Genomic DNA, 18,501 nt, shown 5'->3' on the forward strand with positions numbered 1-18,501 from the left:
GAAATTTCGCGGGCATGACAGGTGAGTCATGACCATTCCTTGCCGGCTGAGAACACCGGACGGTAACTTTCCTGGATACGTTTCAGGTATCGGCTCGCTTGATGGCGACTAATCCATTCGAGCCGTTGTCAGCCACAATCCCTAATCCCCTGATCGGAGAAATGCGATGCTTCTGCCGTGCTTCGGCACAGCAACGAGTCCTCGTGCCACCACCCTCGATTCCGACGGCAGGCCGCAGTGACAGCAACAGACGACGACCGGTCGATGACGACCGGGCATCTCCGCCGCGCTGACGACCTCGCGAAGCGCATCCGCCGTACGAACATCATCTATGCCCGCCTCTATGGGCCGCTGGTCATGCTGGTCATCGCCGCATCGTTCTTCCCCTACTACTCCCCCGAACCGGACAGTTCGGTCACGTACGGGAACCTGTGGCAGGAAGTCCTCATCATCGGTCGCGGCGTCGATGTCTTCGCGCTCTTCGCTCTGCTGTTCACCACCGGGCTGCTGTGCCTGGCAGCGGTGGGCCGCACGACAATCGCCGTCCTGATCGCGATCCTCACCGGCGCGATCGTCATCGGCTGCACCCTCCTGCAGGCACCCGGCTACGTCAGCCCACCGGCGCTGACGATCTTCGGCATCATCGACATCTCGCTGAGCTTCCTCATCGCCGCGATCACCTTGGTGCACTCCCTGCAGCTGTTCACCCTCGACCTCGGGTTCCAGCGTCGCACCGCATGAAACCAGCGCCGGATTGCCAAAGTGCACCCCGTCCAGCCTGAAAGCACCGTCGCACCGGGTAGGACGACAGCCTTTCACCCGATCAGCCGACCGATCTCCCCGCGGCCTGCAGTGCCGGGATGACCTCGTTGCGGGTCAGCGGCGCGAATTGGCGGATATCGGTGTCCGCGGGCAGAGGATCGATGGGAAACCACCCGGCTTCGGCGATCTCGGCCAGATGCGCGATGTTCTCCACATCGAGCCCCTCCGGCTGGCCGTCGTAGCAGAACACGTCGCCGATGACTCGGTGATCGGCCTCGTTCGCCGCCGCCGCGGCGAACGTACCCAGGGCGTGCAGCCGGTGTCGGTCCAGATCGAGTCCGAGTTCCTCGGCGATCTCGCGCACGATGGTGTCCTCAGCGGTCTCCCCCTCTTCGGGTTTGCCGCCGGGCAACATGAATGACGTCGTCCCGGCCTTGCGCACCATGAGCAGCCCCGGACGCTGCGGGTGGAGAAGGACGAGCGCGGAGACGCGGATGTCATTCATTCCGACCACACTCCGGACGCGCCTCGCCGGTGGGAATCGAGCAGGTGCGTATCGACCATGCCGATGGCCTCCATCAGGGCATACATCGTGGTCGGTCCGACGAAGCGGAATCCCTTCTTCTTCAGAGCCTTCGACAGGGCCACGGACTCCGGTCCGGTCGTCGGGATCTCGGCGACGGTGCGCGGCCGCGGCGTCTGCGCAGGCTGGAACGACCACAGAAACGCATCGAGCCCGCCATCTTCACGCAGCTCGATCACGCGAGCAGCGTTGTTGATGCAAGCTTCGATCTTGCCCCGATGGCGAATGATCCCGGGGTCGGTCAGCAGCTGCTCGATCTCGACGTCGCCGAAGCGGGCAACGGCCTCGGGATCGAATCCGGCGAAGACCTCACGGAATCGCTCCCGCTTCTTCAGAATCGTCAGCCAGGAGAGTCCGGCCTGGAATCCTTCGAGGCTCATCCGCTCGAACAGCCCCGCCTCGTCATGGATGGGCAGGCCCCATTCGCTGTCGTAGTAGTCCAGCAGCATCGGGTCGCCGTACGCCCAAGGAGTGCGGGCCAGTCCGTCGTCGCCGATGACGGCTCCGCCGGAATGGTTTGGCTGTGTTTCGTCGTCCATTCTGCAACCGTATCGCGTCGCACTGACATTGCCCGCACGCCCCATACTCCGGTCCCCCAGGTCACGGTCACGCCGGTCTGAGCCCCATGTCAGTGATCTCCGATAGGGTGCGGCCATGACCTCAGTGCTCCTCCTCGGATTCGGTGCCATCGGCCGTCACGTCGCCCAGCTGCTCTCTCCCGAGCTCGCCGCCGGGACGCTCAGCCTGACCGCTCTGGTCTCTGATCGAGCCAAGCATGACGGCCGCCCGAATCACGGCGCCGAGGTGGTCGACCTCCCTGGTCTTGCCCGGCTCGCCGGTCGTGCCGACATCGACACTTCACCCTCACCGAGGATGTTCGACGGCTTCGACGTCATCGTCGAATGCGCCGGTGTCCCTGCCGCCGCCCAGCTCGGTCCGTCGGCTATTGCGTCCGGTCGCCCTCTCGTCCTCACCAGTGTCGGTGCCCTGGCAGCGCCCGAGGCCCGTGCGGGTCTGCTCGCTGGCCCCGGCCGGTTGCATGTGACCAACGGGGCGATCGGTGGACTCGATGTGCTCGAGGCGGCGGCGCAGGCCGATGGCCTCGACACCGTCGAAATCACCACTTCGAAGGAGGCGAGCGGACTCATCCGACCGTGGATGTCCGAGACCGAGGCCGCACGTCTGCGTGACCTCCGCCCCGAGGACGGACCCTTGACGGTGTTCACGGGCAACCCCGCCGAGGCGATCGAGAAGTTCCCGGCCAACGTCAATATCGCCGTCGCTCTCGCTTGGGCCACCCGCGGACTGTCCGCCGGCACGTCCGATGCCAACATGCTCGGCGCATCGTTGGAGCGGGTGCAGGTCGTGCTTCAGGCGGTGGCCGGTCAGACCCAGTCCGCCCATCGGATCCGAGCAGCCGGATCGGCAGGAGGGTTCACCTTCGACATCCGCTCGACGCCGAGCCCGGAGAACCCCGCCACCAGCGGACTCACGGCCCTGCCCGTCACCCGCACCCTGCGCAGCGTGATTGCGGGGTGATCGCCTGACCTTTCCTGGGCGAGGAAACGACAACGCCCGGGATCGCCGACCGTCAGGCCAGGATCCCGGGCGTCGCTCTCACCCAGCGGATTCAGTCATCGCCGTGGATGACGTTCTCCTGCAGCTGGAGGAATTCGACGTGGCGTTCGTACTGGTCGAGCACGTCATCGATGATCTGCTCCTTCGAGAACCCCATGATGTCGTAGCCCTGACCGGTGCCGCCGTCGAGGTAGACCTCCATCCGGTAGTAGTCCTCGCCGGTTCCGCGCGGGACCATTCCGCCGAACGACGGCACGCTGACCTTGTGCGGCCACACCTGATAGCGGAACGGGTACTGCCCGTCTCCGTCGACTTCGAACTGGAAGAGTTCACCGTCGTCGACGAACACGCCTTCGGAATCGACGCGACCGCAACGCGATGAGATTCCGCGGCCTTTCATCTCTTCGGCCACCTCGTTGAGGGTGGGGATGAGCACCTTCTGCTCGAACTCCTGGGCACGCGCCTGATTCGGGAAGGACAGCACCCGGCCGAGCTGACGCTGCCAGGTCTCGTGACCGGGGCCGCGGGAACGACGCGCCAACGAGCCGGGCAGGGTCGTGTCGACGCTGTCGACGCGGTTCGCCTCGACCCGCAGTGCCTTGTACAGACCGATCATCACGAGGATGACGACGAAGGCGAAGGGCAGGCCCATGATCACCGTCGCGCTCTGCAAGGCGCCGATGCCCCCGACGAGCAGCATCGCCACCGTCAGGGCACCGGTCGACAGCGCCCAGAAGATGCGCAGTCCAGCGCGTCCATCCTCGGCGGGGTTCCGCAGATTCGACGACAGGTTCGCCATCACCAAGGCCGCGGAGTCCGCGGTGGTGACGTAGAACAGCAGAGCCGTGATCGTGGCCAAAGCGGCGATGACGGCGAACGCCGGATAGCGTGAGAGCAGGTCGTAGAAGCCGCCTTCGGGACTGAGCATGACGGCTTCGCCGAACTTCTTGTCACCGCTGCGGATGATGTCCAGCGCCGAGTTTCCGTAGATCGAAATCCACATGAAGATGTAGATGAACGGAATCGTCAGGGTGCCCAGCACGAACTGGCGGATGGTGCGTCCGCGGGAGATGCGGGCGAGGAAGAGTCCGACGAACGAAGCGAAGGCGATCCACCAGGCCCAGAAGAACAGGGTCCAGTCGGTCATCCACGTTCCGGTGTCCTCGAAGGCGAAGGTCTGGCCGACCATGTTCGGGAATAGACGGACGAAATCGGTGATGTTGAGGACGAACGCGTTGAGCAGGAACTTCGTGTTTCCGGCCACGAGCACCCAGAAGCTCAGCGCGATGGCGAGGACGACGTTGAGGATGGACAGGAACTTGATTCCCTTGTCCACACCCGAGACCGCCGAGAGCGTGGCGACACCGACTCCGACGACGACGATGCCGACCTGGGTGCCGACGCCGATCGGAATTCCGAAGACGGTGTTGAGGCCGACGTTGACCATGACGACACCGATGCCCAACGAGGTGGCCACGCCGAAGATCGTGCCCAGCAGGGCGGCGAAGTCGACCGTCTCGCCCAGAGCACCGTGGACGCGTTTGCCGAAGATCGGGGCCAGCGCCGAACGGATCGCCAGCGGCATGTTCATCCGGTAGGCGAAGTAGGCCAGAGCCATACCCATGAGTGCGTAGAGTCCCCAACCGCTCAGGCCGTAGTGGAAGAGCGCCCAGACCGTCGATTCGCGGGCGGCATCGACCGTTTCGGGTTCGGTGCTCGGTGGGGTGAGGTACATCGTGACCGGTTCGGCCACGGCGAAGAACATGAGGTCGGTGCTGATGCCGGCGGCGAAGAGCATCGACGCCCAGGCGACGAGGCCGAATTCGGGCTTCGAGTGTTCGGGGCCGAGCTTCGTGTTTCCGTAGCGGGAGGCCGCCAGGTAGATGACGAAGACGAGGACGGCGAGGACGAGGAGGACGTAGAACCAGCCGAACCAATCGGAGGTCCAGCCGACGACGGCACCGAGGACCGTCTCGGCATTGGTCGGTGAAATGAGAGCCCACACGGTGATGGCGAGCGCCACAAGGGCCGCCGCCAGGAACACCTTCTTATTCACGGGAGGACGCGAGGGCTTCACCTTGGCCTTCGCCTCTCCCTTCGGGTCACCCGGCGGGGTGTCGACTGATGCTGACATGGTTGTACTCCTTATCCGGACGCGTTGGCGTCGTGGCATCGGACTCGGTCGAGCAGAGTGCTCAACCGAGCATGATCAACGGCTGTTGCTTCAAGATTTTCCGTCATCGCCGCATCCCCGGTTCCACGGGGACGGCCAACAACGGAGGTTACCACATAGACACTTACGGTCACTTATCCTGTAATGCCAAGCGAATCTTCAGATCAGCGACTCACCCTCACCGAGGCGGGGCTTCACCGACCATGGCAGCGTCGGTTCCGCTCCGCCCACCTCGGCGGGACATTCATCGAGGCTCGGAGTAAATCGAGCTTCAGAGTGAATCGAGTCTCAAAGTGAGACGAAGAGCAGCGCGGCAGCCATCACCACCCCGGAGCCGAGGAACGTGATGACGGTATAGCCGAGGATGTCGCGCATCTTCAGCCCGGCGATCGCCAGCACCGGCAGCGCCCAGAAGGGCTGGAGCATGTTCGTCCACTGGTCGCCGTAGGACACGGCCATGATCGCAATCGACGGGTCGACGCCGAGCTGGTTGGCCGCATCGAGCATGATCGGTCCCTGGACCGCGAACTGGCCGCCGCCGGAGGGGACGAAGAAGTTCACGAGTCCGGCCGAGAGCAGGGCGAGGACGCCGAAGGTCGTCGTGTTCGAGATCGAGACGAAGGCATCGGAGAACACGGCGATGAGTCCGGTCGAGGACATGATGCCCAGGATTCCGGCGTAGAGCGGGAACTGCAGGAGGATCTCGCCGACGTTCGACGCCGCCTCCTTCGTCAGATGGATGAGCTCGAACGGGTTGCGCACGAGCAGGAGGATGAGCGCGAGGAACGACCAGTTGACGATGTCGAGGGTCAGTCCCCCGCCCTGGGCGAAGTGGATGACGAGGTAGGCGACGAGCGCGAGACCGACGACCAGGGTGAGCACCCGTGAGGCATCGATCCGGTCGGCCGGGGTGACGACCTCGTCGTCGACCTGCGACTGCTTCTCCGAACTCACCGAGGCGGGGAGTTCGTAGACGGGAGCACCGGCCTTGGGAGCGATGAGGGCGAAGAGGAGACCGCAGACGATGATGACGCCGAGGATGGCCAGCAGGTTCCAGCCGGCGAAGATCGTCTCCGACACCGGCACCGTCTGACCGCCGAGGGATTCGGAGAGGAAGGAGTCCGGGGTGGCCGCGGTCAGCGGGCCCGACCCCGAATAGCCCATATGCCAGACGACGAATCCGGAGTATCCGGCGGCGACGAGCAGCGGGAAGTGCACCTTGATACCGCGCTCACGTGACTGCACGGCGATCTCCCGGGCCAGCAGTGCGCCGACGACGAGGCCGAGCCCCCACGTGATGAGGCTGGCGAGGGCGGCGACGAGGAAGACGAAGACGTAGGCGAAGGTGGCGTTGCCAGGAACGCGGGCGAGCCAGGCGAGCAGCTTCCGCACGGGTCCGGTGTTGGCGAGGATGTGTCCGAGCAGGAGGATCAGACACATCTGCGTCATGAACTCGAGCAGACCGGCCAGTCCCTCACCCCAGCCGGTGACGACGTCAGTCGGGCCAGCATCGGTGAAGATGAATGCGAGGACCGCGACGATGAGGGTGAGGACGATGGCGAAGGTCAGGGCCGAGGGGATCCACTGTTCGAGGAATCGGTTGACCGGCCGCATGATCCCTTTTGAGGCTGCGGCGTTGACCTGGGTTGACGGCTTCGGTGCCGACATGGGAAGACCTCCCGCTGAGAAGTATGAGAACTAGCTGTGTGTGGTCTCAGCATACAATCAGGGCGCTGCCCCTGGTAGGAAACAGCGCCCTGACGGCGATCACAACCCTGTCACGATCGGAACCCGCGCTCTCGGGTCCCGAGCGCACCGATCAGTTCTGACCGATCAGCTCTGTTTGTACACGAGCTGCTTGTTGACGAATTCGTCCATCGCCAGCGGCCCGAGTTCCCGGCCGACGCCGGAGCGCTTGACTCCGCCGAAGGGCAGGTATTCGCGGCTTCCTTCGGGAGCGTTGAGGAAGACCATTCCGGAATCGATCTGGTCTCCGACGCGTTCGGCCCGGGCGATATCGGTGGAGAACACGGCGGCGCCCAAACCGAAGGGGGTGTCGTTGGCGAGCTCAACGGCTTCTTCTTCGCTGCTGACCTTGTAGACGATGACGGCGGGCCCGAAGAGCTCTTCGTAGTATCCGCGCATGCCCTTCTGCACATCGGTGAGGACGACGGGTTCGACGTAGGCTCCGCCGCCGTCGTACTTCTTACCCCCGGCCAGCAGGGTCGCGCCCTCGCTGACGGTGTCCTGGACCTGTTCGACGAAGCGATCGGCGGCGGCCACCGACGACAGCGGGGACAGGCGGGAGCCTTCCTCGCCGGGCACGGCGGGGGTGTTCTTCTTGGCCGCCTCGGTGATGGAGGAGACGAAGTCGTCGTAGATGTCGTCCATGACGATCATCCGCTTGGGCGAGTTGCAGGCCTGGCCGGTGTTGCCCATGCGGGTGTTGAAGAAGGTCTTCGCGGACTTCTGGACATCGTCGGTGTCGAGGAGGATATAGGGGTCGGATCCGCCGAGCTCGAGCACGACCTTCTTGAGGTTCTTGCCGGCCTCGGCTGCGACGGCGGCACCGGCGCGCTCGGATCCGGTCAGGGACACGCCGTGGTTGCGCGGGTCGGGCAGGATGATGTCGGCGACCTGCTCGTTGCTGGCGTAGATGTTGATGTAGGCGCCCGCGGGCAGGCCTGCCTCGATGAAGATCTCTTCCATGATCTGCGCCGAGCGGGGGCACTGCGGAGCGTGCTTGAGCAGGATCGTGTTGCCCAGGGCCAGGTTCGGGGCGGCGAAGCGGGCGACCTGGTAGTAGGGGAAGTTCCAGGGCATGATGCCCAGCAGCGAGCCGACCGGCTTGCGGCGGATCATGGCGGTGGCGTCCTTGGGTCCGCGCAGGGGTTCGTCGGCCATGAAGGCCTCGGCGTTGTCGGCGAAGTACTTGTAGATCATCGAGCTCAGCTGGACTTCGCCCTTGCCTTCGGGCACGGACTTGCCCATTTCGAGCCGGATGACCTCGGCGAGCTCTTCGGCGCGTTCGGCGTAGATCTCGGACACGCGGGTCAGCAGCGCAGCGCGCTCGGCCACCGTGGTCCGGCTCCACTCGTCGAATATCGTCGCCGAACGATCGAGGGCGGCGAGGATCTCGGCATCGGTGGCGGTGGGGAATTCTTCGGCGACTTGGCCGGTCGCCGGGTCGGTGACGCGATACATGGTGGTCATGGCTGTCCTCTTTCACTTCGACGGGGTTGAGGCGATCACTGATGGTGCGATCGCAGGTCCATCCCCCACGCTATGGCCGAACTCCGGCGTCGGCAACGGCGGTCTCATTTCCTGGGCAGATTCCCAGCCGTCACCGAGGCGGACGGCCCGGTCCGGCGGTGCGCTCACAGGCACCGCCGGGTCGGGTTCAGTCCGGTTTCGCGTCGCTGTCAGCGTCTGCCGAGGGTCCTCACCCGGTGACGCCGGTGAGTTCGTTCGGTGCGTGCGGCAGCGTTTCCTCGGCCATCACCTCACCGGATTCGAGGTCGAGGATGTGGATCGTCTTCTCTTCCGGATCGCTGACGTAGGCGACTTCGCCCTGGACGAAGAGCGTCGGGCGAGCCTTCTGCCATTCGACGGGTTCTTCCCATTCGTCGATGACCGGGTATTCCTCTGTCACCGAAGCGGTGGCGGGGTCGATGATCTTCAGCTTCCCGTCCGTGGTCAGGACGACGCCTTCCCCGTCGGGTCCGCGGCCCAGGGACCGGAAGCTGTAGGAGGCGCCGAGGTCGACGAGCGAGAGCCTGCCCGACTTCGTGTCGGTGACGCTCACCCGTTCGGGGCGTTCGAGTTCGGCGTCTTCGTCGACCTTGTAGTCGCCGAGGATGTACTGCGATTCGTCGCTGCCGGACTGGTTGCCGATGCGACCGAAGGAGTCGGGAGCGTCGATCTTCTCGAACTTCCCGTCCTTGTACAGAAGGATTCCGTCCTCGCAGCCGAGCGCGATGACCTCGTCCTTCGCAGCGGCTTCGCCGTGGACTCCGGGGCACTCGTCGCTGCTTGCGATCTCTTTGCCGGAGCTGTCGACGACCTTCGCGCCCGAGCGTTCGTCCTCGGTGCCGACCGTGTGCAGCATCGAACCATCGGCGAGTTTCACGGCGACACCGTGGTGGGGTTCGTCGACCTCGGTTACCTGGGGCTTCGGGGCGCCGTCGGAGAAGTCCTCGGTGTCGAAGGTCTGGATCTTGCCGTCGCCGTCGCCGAAGAGCACGGTGGCCTCGCCGTGGTTGACGACGTGTCCGGGCAGTTCGGTGTCGAAGACGGTGTCGGTGAGCTGCGGGTCGGCGGCGTAGCTGTGGGTGTGGTCGCCGTGCGGCTGGGTCCAGACTCCGGCGTCGAAGAGGCGGAAGCCTTCGGCGACGGAGACCATGAGGTGGCGACCGTCGCCGACGGGGTTGAGGCGGTTGAAGCCCTCAATCTTCGTGTCGTCGATGACCTCGAGCGTCGTCGCGTCGAGGGTGAGGATCCCTCCGTCGTAGGTAGTCACGATCCGCGGCTGGGCGCCGGCGAGCTCCTGGGCGTGCCCTTTGTCGTCCTTGCTGTCTGCGGCGCCCGCGGTCTTCTCGTCCTTGCCGACCGCGTCGTAGTCGGTGGCGGCGTCGCCTGCCTGGCAACCGGTGAGCAGCAGCGCCGAGGCGACCACCGCCGATCCGAGCATCGTGTGGTGTCGTTTCATCATTCGCACTCTCTAGTTAGTGAGACTCGTTATCATTAGCAGGTCGATACTAACCCGATGCAGGATGGATATGCGAAATCAGATGACGATCGAGGTCGACGTGAAGCTCGGCGGCCCGAGGGGTCCGGATCGATCCGCCGAGGACCGGGACGGACTATGTCATGGGTCACTGTTACGGTAGTGCCATGCCCAGTGTGACTGAACTCGTGAAGCGCTACTACTCCACCGTCGACGCCGGAGATGCGGGCGCCACCTCGGCGCTGTTCGCAGCCGACGCCAGCTATGATCGGCCCGGCTATCCGACGATGGTCGGCCAGCAGATCACCGACTTCTACCACGGCGAACGCGTCATCGAATCCGGGGCGCATTCGCTGCAGGAGATCATCGTCGACGGCGACCGCGCTTCCAGTCGCGGAGTCTTCAGCGGCCGGCTCAAGGACGGTTCGGAGACCTCGGTGGGATTCGCGGACTTCTTCCTCTTCGACACCGAGGGTCTCATCGCCGAACGCACCACGTACTTCTACCAAGCAGCGGTCTGAGCCTAGGCGGATGAGTCCTCGGCGGCCGAAATTCAGCGGGCCGACGGTTCAGCGGCTGAGACCCCGCTGTTGAGCCTCAGCGGACCGGCGATCCAAGGACTGACGATTCAGCGGCCCTGACCGCGGGCGTCGAGCACCGCCTTCTGGATCCGATCGCGGACGGCCGCGGCCTGTGGAGTCGGCGTCGGGCCATAGGCTTCTTCGACCTGCTCGAAGACGTCTTCCATGCCTGCGGGGTCGACGTCGACGGGCAGATCCTCGATGGCGGCGAAGGCCGGGCCGATATGGTCCATGAACCCGCGGATCCCGGCCTCTCCCCCGCCGAAGTGCATGCCTTCGAACTGACCGACGGCCGACCATCGCAGACCCAGCGAATTCTTCATCACGGTGTCGAGGTCTGCGGCGGTGACGACTCCGTTCTGCACGAGCGAGATCGCTTCTTTCATCAGCGCATTCTGCAGCCGATTTCCGACGAACCCGCGGATCTCACGTCCCAGCACCACCGGTTCGCGGCCGCAGCTGCGGTAGAACTCGACCGTGGCGTCCACGGTCTCGGTAGAGGTCTGCGGTGATGGCACGACTTCGACGAGCGGCATGAGATGCGGTGGATTGAATGGATGGCCGACGATGACGCGGGAGGCCTCGGACTCCGGCAGCGCGGCCGCGATCGATGAGGCCGGGATCGTCGACGATGAGGTTGCGAACACGGTCTCGGTTGGAGCCGCCTCGGCGATCTGGGAGAACAGCACCGGCTTCGATTCGGGATCCTCGGGACCGGATTCCTGGACGAAGACGACACCGGCGACGGCGGCCTCGACGGTCTCGGCGATTTCGACGGTGCCGACCTGCGAGGCCAGCTCATTCCGGGCGGAAGCGTCGGCGGTGACGTCGGCCTGGAGCTCGGCGACCACCTCGGCGAGGTCGGAACGCGGGTCGAAGACCCGCACGGTGTACCCGCTGCGGGCGAAGAGATAGGCGAACGACCGGCCGATGGTTCCGGCGCCGACGACGGCGACTGTTGAGCTCATGCGTCCAGGCTATACCCGGCCCCTCCCGACCGGCGGCGGAGTTCACTCAAGCGTGCGGGGACGTTCACTCACGCGCGTGTCGGCCGTATCTCGGCATGCACTGGACCGTTCGCCGTAGTCGAATCGTTGCCGTGCACCTCCCACCGGGGCCGAGATCCGGTGGCACAATGTCACCATGAGCGCGAACCCAGAACTGAGAACAGTGGACTCGGAGATCCTCGCCCTGGCGGAGGACGAATACGCCGCCGCGGCGGAGACCGCGCGGATCGACGTGCGTGAGATCCACACCGCCGACGAGGCGGCCAGGGCCTCGATGCTGCTCGACGAAGTCTGGAACGTCGACGAGACCGGCACAAACGTGTTCGAACCCAGCCTCATCATCGCCTTCGCCCACGCCGGCAACTATGTCTCAGCTGCCTACAGCGTCGACGAACCCGACGAGATGATCGGTGTGACCATCGGCTTCTTCGGCCAGCCGCTGGGCACGGTCATGCACTCGCATATCGCCGGCGTCCGCCACCAGATCATCGGCCGCGGCGCCGGATCCGCGATGAAGCTGCACCAGCGCCTGTGGTGCCTCAACCTCGGCATCACCGAGATGACCTGGACTTTCGACCCCCTCATCGCCCGCAACGCGTACTTCAACTTCCAGCGCCTGGGCGTCGGCATGGTCGAATACCTCGAGGACTTCTACGGTCAGATGCGCGACGGAGTGAACTCCGGCCAGGCCAGCGACCGGATGATGGTGTCCTGGCCGCTCGACCGTCCGGCACGGGCCTCGGTCGTCGATCCCGGATCGGCGTTCCCCTGCCTGCGCGCCGATGATGACGGCGAACCGCTGCTCAGCGAAGTGCCGAAGGAGACCGAATTCGTCTCACTCGACTTCCCGTCCGACATCGAGGACCTGCGCGGCCAGGATGCCGACCTCGCCAGCCGTTGGCGACTGGCTCTGCGCACCGCACTGACCGGCCTCGTCGGCGACGGCTGGGTCGTCGACACCTGCCTCAAGGGCGGCACGTACCTCCTCCACCACCCCTGAGGCCCGTTCACCTCTGCGTCACCTGATTCGTGTTCACTGATCCGATGACCACTGCACCTGCCCGCACCGCCGAGGTGGCCGGATCGTTCCTTCGCCTGGGTCTGACGTCGTTCGGCGGCCCCGTCGCCCATCTCGGGTACTTCCGCGAGACCTTCGTCGGCCGCCGCTCCTGGCTGGACGACCGCGAATACGCCGACCTCGTGGCCCTGTGCCAGATGCTGCCCGGGCCCGCGTCGAGTCAGGTCGGCATGGGACTCGGGCTGCGCCGAGCAGGTCTGCCCGGGCTCGCCGCCGCGTGGGTGACCTTCACTCTGCCGTCGGCGATTCTGCTCACCCTCTTCGCGCTCGGACTCTCGGCCTTCGGCGAGCTCGGCGATGCCGGATGGCTGCTCGGACTCAAGGCCGCCGCGGTGGCCGTCGTCGCCGGTGCCGTGCAGTCGATGGCGAAATCGCTGACCCCGGATGCCCGGCGCGCGAGCATCGCCGGTCTCGCCGTCGTCCTCATGCTCGTCATCCCGAACTCGATCGTGCCGACGGCTCTCGTCCAGGTCGCCGCGATCGTCCTCGGCGGAGTGCTCGGTCTGGCCTGGCTGAAGCGGCCCCATAAAGGGGCGAAGAATCGGGAAACCCCCGCCGAGACCCGCGTTGCCTCGCGTGGCGCCAGGCGACTTGGCATCTCCGCCCTCATCGCCTTCGTCGCACTGCTGGTCGGACTGCCTGCGCTCACCGCGGCGACCGGGGACGCGACGATTCGCCTCATCGACATCTTCTATCGGGCCGGGGCGCTGGTCTTCGGCGGCGGCCATGTCGTCCTGCCGCTGCTCGAGGCCGAACTCGTGCCCACCGGGCTCGTCGACCACGACACGTTCCTCGCCGGCTACGGTGCCGCTCAGGCCGTGCCCGGTCCGCTGTTCACCTTCGCGGCGTTCCTCGGAGCGTCGATGACGACGGGACCCAGCGGCATCCTCGGCGCCGGCACCGCACTGCTCGCGATCTTCCTTCCCGCCGGTCTGCTGGTGATCGGGATCCTGCCGTTCTGGGAACGGCTGCGCTCCTGGGAACCGGCGACGGCGGCACTGACCGGAGTCAATGCCGCCGTCGTAGGGCTGTTGGGGGCCGCGCTCTACGACCCCGTCTTCGTCGAGGGGATCACCTCGCCTGCGACCCTGGCGCTGGCCGTCGCCGCCTTCATCGCCGGGACCATGTGGAAGGTCCCGGCGTGGGCGACGGTCATCGTCGCCGGGCTGCTCGGCTGGCTGCTGCTGTGAACCGGACGGTTCACGTGGCCGCGATGACCGTGGTCAGGACACCTGCCGGTTCATGCGGCCTTGACGACCGAGATCAGGACTCTTCCCAGTCCTTGCGCAGTCGCTTCTTGTCGAGCTTGCCCACCGAGGTGCGCGGCATCTCGTCGACGACCTTGACCTCATCGGGCATCTGCCACTTAGCGAAACGAGAACTCAGGGTCTCGACGATCGACTCACGGGTCACCTCGGCGCCGGGGTTGGCGACGACGTAGGCGACGGGCCGCTCATCCCATTTCTCGTCGGGGACGCCGATGACGGCGGCCTCGCTGACGTCGGCGTTGTCGAGGATCGCGTTCTCCATGTCGATCGACGAGATCCACTCGCCTCCGGACTTGATGACGTCCTTGAGCCGGTCGGTGATCTTGAGGTAGCCGTGTTCGTCGATGGTGCCGACGTCGCCCGACCGCCACCAGCCGTCGAGGAACCGGTCTGCGTTGTCGGGCAGCTGGAAGTAGGATTCGGTGATCCACGGGCCGCGCATGACCAGCTCGCCCATGGACTTTCCGTCGCGCGGAAGCTCGTTGCCCTCCGGATCGACGGTCTTCAGCTCGACCCCGACGATGGGCACACCCTGCGAGCGCTTGAGATCCCACTTCTCTTCCGCGTCGAGGTCGAGACCGGGACGGATCTTCCAGTTCGTCGTCGCCAGCGGGGTGGTCTCGGTGGCACCGTAGCCGTGGATGACGTCGGCGCCGGTGAGCTCCTTGAACCCGCGCATCATCGACAGCGGCGGTTCCGAGGATCCGGACACCAACCGGACGCCGGAGAGATCCGGAGCCTGCGGCATCTTCTTCATCATCTGCAGCATCGGCCCGAAGATGGCAGGGGCGCCATTGGCCAGTGTGACCTTCTCCTCGACGAAGGCCTGGGCGATGGCGCCGAACTCCTCGGCGGCGAACTTGCCCGGCAGGACGAGTTTGGCACCGGCGGCCACAGCGTTCTGCGGGAAGCCCCACGACAGCACATGGAACATCGGAGTGATCGGCATGACGCAGTCGTCGAAGTTCGCGTGCAGTGCGGCAAGACCGCCCATGGTGTGCAGGTAGATCGAGCGGTGAGAGTAGTACACGCCCTTGGGCCGACCGGTGGTGCCGGTGGTGTATCCGGCGTAGGCGGCGGTCTTCTCGTCGACGACGGGCCAGTCGAAGGTCTCGGACTTGTCGGCAATGAGGTCTTCGTAGGACACGACGTTGGTCAGGCTCGTCTCGATCTCCGCGATCGGCTTGTCGGTCATGACGACCCAACCCTTGACGTCGAGCTTCGGCGCCAGCGATTCGGCGACCTGCAGCAGGGATTCGTCGACGAAGATCCAGTCCGACTTCGAGTGGCTGACGACATAGGCGAGGTCTTCGGGAGCCAGGCGCAGGTTGAGCTGGAGCATGGTCGCAGCCACACCGGGGACGGCGAAGTAGAGCTCAAGGTGGCGGCGGGAGTTCCAGTCGAGGACTCCGACCATGGAGCCGGCGCCGACGCCGAGGTCGGCGAGACCCTGCGCGAGCTGAGCCATCCGCTTGAACTCGTCGGCGTAGTTCGACCGACCCCAGGAACCGTCCGAACGGCGGTAGACGACTTCGACATCGCCGAAGACGGTGGCAGCGTGCCGGATGAGGGTGGTGGTGTTGAGCTGGTAGCTGTCGCCCAGGGTGGACGGAATTCCTGTCAGCATGAGACTCCTTCGTTCGTACTACGGTCCCTCCTCGCCGCTGTGGCCGCGGCGGGAGAAGTATCGTGATCGCCGGTTTCGTGGTGGGCGATCGTCACCATCACATCAGCTCCGCAGGTGGCGCGGATGCGGTCGCATCGATTCGTGGTCAAACAGTTATGAACCAGTCCGCGGTCTCGGGCGGTGGTGGACCTGCCCGTGGCCTGGCGGTCATGGGCCGGTCCGTCCGCGCCATCCCGCGATCATTCCCCGGTGAAGCCGGGTGCCCTCTTCTCGAGGAAGGCCGCGACTCCCTCGGCGAAGTCCTTGCTCGCGCGCAGCGCATCCTGGCCTTCGACCTCGCGGCCGAAGGACGAGTCGATTTCAGCCAGGCTGGCCCGATTGATCGCTCGCTTCGAGGCGGTCAGGGCTCGAGTCGGACCCTGCGCGAAGACCGCGGCGACTTCCTCGGCCCGTGCCAGGTGGCTTCCGGCCGGTACGACTTCGCTGGCCAGCCCCCAGTCGAGAGCATCGGCGGCCTGCAGCTTCTCTCCCGTCAGCGCCATGCGCAGGGCCCGGTGACGCCCCGCCGAGGCTGCGACCAGCGCAGTCGAGCCTCCGTCGGGCATGAGACCGATCTTCGTGAAGGGAAGCATGAGATAGGACTTCTCGCTCATCACCAGATAGTCGCAGGCCAACGCGAGCGAACAGCCGATGCCGGCGGCCGGTCCGGACACTGCCGCGATCGTGGGGATAGGCAGGTCGAGGATCGAGGCGATGATCCTATTCGCACCGTCGAGGTCGATGCCGTCTTGTCGTTCCAGCCCTCCCTGCAGATCCGCCCCGGAGCTGAAGGACCGCTCATTGCCGGTGAGGATGAGGGCTCGGGAGTTCGCTGCCGCCTCGGTGACGGCCGTGCCGATGGCCTGGAACGTCGACTCGTTGAGCGCGTTGAGGCTCTCCGGACGATTGATGGTCACGGTCGTGACATCGCCGCTGACTTCGGTGAGAACACTGGTGGACAATGCGACTCCTTCGTACGAATCCGATGATCCGAGTAGCTTTCGGGGCGACTGCTTCCGTCCGTCGGGGAGGAGTGCGGAAGCATCTACCGCCACTTTAACGTACGTTAAGTTGATCTGCGTCACATAAGCGAGGCGGATTGCTCGCTGCCGAGAAACGTGCTCAGCGTCGAGAAACGGGTTGTGGCAAAGCTGCTTCACCGAAGAACGGGTTGAGCGTCGAGAAACGTGGGCGCACCCGCGCGCCTCGACGTTTGACCCGTTTTTCGGCAGAATGCGACGAGCGTCAGGCCAACGTTGCCTCGAGCTGGGCGGCGGTGAGGTCCCGATCGGCGAAGACCAGTCGCACGGCAGTCGGGTCGGGGTTGCCGGCATCGGGTGCCCGGTGGACGAGCTCGAGTCCGAGCCTGCGGGCGACCACGGCCGAGGCGGCGTTGGCCTCGAGCAGATACGCCACCACCGGCAGTGCGGGGTCCACGGCACCCGCGGCTGCGATCGCATCTCGCGAGACCGCGGTAGCCAGCCCCTGGCCCTGTGCTTCGGGTCGGAACCGGTAGCCGAGGTTCCAGAACGCTCCGGGTGTGCGGCGGGAGGCGCCGGGGCCTGCGACTCCGCGCAGCGAGCAGCCGCAATAGCCGAGGATCTCCCCACCCGGAACCCGTCTGACCATCCACGGCCCGATTCCGTCGAGCTCCCACTGCGAGGCCAATCGGACGAGGATCGCTTCGGCCTCTTCCTCATCGGTCAGGCGTCCGCTGGGCAGGTGCGTCCAGACTCGCGGGTCGGAGTCGATGGTGAAGAACTGATCACGGTCGTCCGTGCTGGGCCGGTCGAGCACGTAATCGGGCGCCTGCCCCATCAGGCCAGGGCCGCCTCGAGGTCGGCCCACAGGTCCTCGAGGTTCTCGATGCCCACGCTCAGACGGATGAGCCCCTCGGGCACGGTCGCCGGTTCCGCGGGGTGCCGGCGGCGACGTTCGATGAGGGATTCCACCCCGCCCAGGGACGTCGCCGGTGTCCACAGTCGGACCGCCTCGGCGATGGCGGTGGCCTTCTCCGCGGAGTCGACGGTGAAGGAGATGATCGCTCCGAACCCGTTCATCTGCGCCGCTGCACGAGCATGGCCGGGATCACCCGGCAGACCCGGGTAGCGGGTTTCGACGACGGTGGGGTGGGCGGCCAGGCGTTCGGCGATGGCGTGTGCGTTGGCCTGCGCGCGGTCGAGGCGCACGGCCAGGGTGCGCAGTCCACGCAGGGCCAGCCAGACCTCGAAGGGTCCGGCGATGCCCCCGCGCATGGATCGTTCCGTATGCAGGTCCTCGCGCAGTGTGGTGCTGCCGGTGACGACCGCGCCGAGGACGACGTCGGAGTGCCCGGCCAGGTATTTCGTCACCGAGTGCACGACGATGTCGGCGCCCAGGTCGAGCGGCGTCTGCAGCAGCGGGGTGGCGAAGGTGTTGTCGACGGAGACGAGGAATCCGCGATCCTTGGCGGCGGTGGTCAGCGCGGGAACGTCGGCGACCTCGAGCATCGGGTTCGTCGGCGATTCGATCCACAGCATTCCCGGGGATCCGGCTTCGCCGGCACTCGCCGAGGCGGCCGCCCCGTCCGCTGCCGCCTGACCCGGCCTCGCGCGGCCCGCTTCGTCGAGGGCGGAGATGACCGCCTCGGTGTCGGAGATGTCGACGGTAACGATGTCGAAGTTCTGACGCCCTGCGATCTGCTCCGCGGAGGCGAGCGCCCCCTGGTAGCTGTGGGTCGGGATGATCAGCGTGCCGCCGGCGGGCACGAGGCTGACCACCGCCGAGATCGCTGCCAGGCCGGAGCCGAAGACCAGCCCGGGCAGGCTCGCATGTTCGAGCTGACCGAGCGCCTCTTCGAACGGCGTCCATGTGGGGGTGTCGAAGCGGGCGTAGGCATAGGGCGAGGCGGTGATGTCGCCGACGCTGACGAAGGTCGAGGACAGATCGATCGGCGGGTTCACCGCGGCACCGTCGGCGCGCTGCGGGCGTCCGGTTTCGACGACGAGAGTGTCCGGGGCGAAATCGGACGAATCGGCGGGCTCGGACGAAGCGGCGGATGAGGTGGAGGGCTCAGGCTGTGTCATGTCCCCAATATATG

The 18,501-nt window shown here is 65.9% G+C and carries 16 protein-coding genes; 5 read left to right on the plus strand and 11 right to left on the minus strand.

Going from position 1 to position 18,501, the window contains the following annotated elements; genetic code table 11:
• Positions 1 to 237: 237 nt before the first annotated feature.
• Positions 238 to 741, plus strand: a complete 504-nt coding sequence (locus GUY30_RS14270) for a hypothetical protein (RefSeq protein WP_167198926.1) — start codon at positions 238 to 240, stop codon at positions 739 to 741.
• Between the two features lie 82 nt (positions 742 to 823).
• Here GUY30_RS14270 and GUY30_RS14275 read toward each other — a convergent pair whose 3' ends face one another.
• Together GUY30_RS14275 and GUY30_RS14280 are read right to left on the minus strand one after the other, a co-directional pair.
• Positions 824 to 1,267: an NUDIX hydrolase gene (locus GUY30_RS14275; protein ID WP_167198929.1), complete on the minus strand. Its 444-nt coding sequence runs from the start codon at positions 1,265 to 1,267 to the stop codon at positions 824 to 826.
• A complete protein-coding gene (locus tag GUY30_RS14280; RefSeq protein WP_208091432.1) occupies positions 1,264 to 1,884 on the minus strand; it encodes a DNA-3-methyladenine glycosylase I in 621 nt (206 codons plus the stop codon). Before GUY30_RS14280 ends, GUY30_RS14275 begins: the two co-directional genes overlap by 4 nt.
• A gap of 115 nt (positions 1,885 to 1,999) precedes the next feature.
• On the opposite strand from GUY30_RS14280, the gene GUY30_RS14285 reads away from it, so the two are divergent.
• Positions 2,000 to 2,884 (plus strand): aspartate dehydrogenase domain-containing protein, encoded by an 885-nt coding sequence (locus GUY30_RS14285; protein ID WP_167198932.1) that lies wholly within the window; start codon positions 2,000 to 2,002, stop codon positions 2,882 to 2,884.
• 91 nt (positions 2,885 to 2,975) lie between these two features.
• On the opposite strand, the gene betT is transcribed toward GUY30_RS14285, so the two are convergent.
• The 4 genes from betT to aztD all read right to left on the minus strand — a co-directional run bounded on the left by betT (position 2,976) and on the right by aztD (position 9,804).
• Positions 2,976 to 5,057 (minus strand): choline BCCT transporter BetT, encoded by a 2,082-nt coding sequence (gene betT / locus GUY30_RS14290; protein WP_167198936.1) that lies wholly within the window; start codon positions 5,055 to 5,057, stop codon positions 2,976 to 2,978.
• A gap of 327 nt (positions 5,058 to 5,384) precedes the next feature.
• Positions 5,385 to 6,764, minus strand: a complete 1,380-nt coding sequence (locus GUY30_RS14295; protein WP_167198940.1) for a short-chain fatty acid transporter — start codon at positions 6,762 to 6,764, stop codon at positions 5,385 to 5,387.
• Between the two features lie 165 nt (positions 6,765 to 6,929).
• Positions 6,930 to 8,309, minus strand: coding sequence for an NAD-dependent succinate-semialdehyde dehydrogenase (locus tag GUY30_RS14300; protein WP_167198943.1), 1,380 nt, complete (start codon positions 8,307 to 8,309; stop codon positions 6,930 to 6,932).
• Between the two features lie 229 nt (positions 8,310 to 8,538).
• A complete protein-coding gene (gene aztD, locus GUY30_RS14305; protein WP_167198946.1) occupies positions 8,539 to 9,804 on the minus strand; it encodes a zinc metallochaperone AztD in 1,266 nt (421 codons plus the stop codon).
• 185 nt (positions 9,805 to 9,989) lie between these two features.
• Between aztD and GUY30_RS14310 the strand changes: the two genes are divergently transcribed.
• Positions 9,990 to 10,343, plus strand: coding sequence for a nuclear transport factor 2 family protein (locus GUY30_RS14310; protein WP_039208590.1), 354 nt, complete (start codon positions 9,990 to 9,992; stop codon positions 10,341 to 10,343).
• Positions 10,344 to 10,450: 107 nt separating this feature from the next.
• Here the strand turns inward: GUY30_RS14310 and GUY30_RS14315 are convergent, their stop codons facing one another.
• A complete protein-coding gene (locus GUY30_RS14315; protein ID WP_167198948.1) occupies positions 10,451 to 11,371 on the minus strand; it encodes a 3-hydroxyacyl-CoA dehydrogenase NAD-binding domain-containing protein in 921 nt (306 codons plus the stop codon).
• 175 nt (positions 11,372 to 11,546) lie between these two features.
• On the opposite strand from GUY30_RS14315, the gene GUY30_RS14320 reads away from it, so the two are divergent.
• Together GUY30_RS14320 and chrA are read left to right on the plus strand one after the other, a co-directional pair.
• Positions 11,547 to 12,410 (plus strand): hypothetical protein, encoded by an 864-nt coding sequence (locus GUY30_RS14320; RefSeq protein ID WP_052239896.1) that lies wholly within the window; start codon positions 11,547 to 11,549, stop codon positions 12,408 to 12,410.
• A 44-nt stretch (positions 12,411 to 12,454) separates the two neighbouring features.
• Positions 12,455 to 13,678 (plus strand): chromate efflux transporter, encoded by a 1,224-nt coding sequence (gene chrA / locus GUY30_RS14325; protein WP_167198951.1) that lies wholly within the window; start codon positions 12,455 to 12,457, stop codon positions 13,676 to 13,678.
• A 73-nt stretch (positions 13,679 to 13,751) separates the two neighbouring features.
• Here the strand turns inward: chrA and GUY30_RS14330 are convergent, their stop codons facing one another.
• From GUY30_RS14330 to GUY30_RS14345, 4 genes are all read right to left on the minus strand, one after another.
• Positions 13,752 to 15,383: a long-chain-fatty-acid--CoA ligase gene (locus tag GUY30_RS14330; RefSeq protein ID WP_167198954.1), complete on the minus strand. Its 1,632-nt coding sequence runs from the start codon at positions 15,381 to 15,383 to the stop codon at positions 13,752 to 13,754.
• A 239-nt stretch (positions 15,384 to 15,622) separates the two neighbouring features.
• Complete coding sequence (locus GUY30_RS14335) at positions 15,623 to 16,384, minus strand: enoyl-CoA hydratase (protein ID WP_062862369.1); 762 nt, start codon at positions 16,382 to 16,384, stop codon at positions 15,623 to 15,625.
• 283 nt (positions 16,385 to 16,667) lie between these two features.
• Positions 16,668 to 17,240 carry a GNAT family N-acetyltransferase gene (locus tag GUY30_RS14340; RefSeq protein WP_167198960.1) on the minus strand — a complete coding sequence of 191 codons (573 nt, stop codon included), beginning with the start codon at positions 17,238 to 17,240 and terminating at the stop codon, positions 16,668 to 16,670.
• Positions 17,240 to 18,487, minus strand: a complete 1,248-nt coding sequence (locus tag GUY30_RS14345) for a trans-sulfuration enzyme family protein (protein WP_167198963.1) — start codon at positions 18,485 to 18,487, stop codon at positions 17,240 to 17,242. The genes GUY30_RS14340 and GUY30_RS14345 overlap by 1 nt, the downstream gene beginning before the upstream one ends.
• Between the last annotated feature and the right edge of the window lie 14 nt (positions 18,488 to 18,501).

The sequence above is a fragment of the Brevibacterium pigmentatum genome (genome assembly GCF_011617465.1).
In the GTDB taxonomy this organism is placed as follows: domain Bacteria; phylum Actinomycetota; class Actinomycetes; order Actinomycetales; family Brevibacteriaceae; genus Brevibacterium; species Brevibacterium pigmentatum.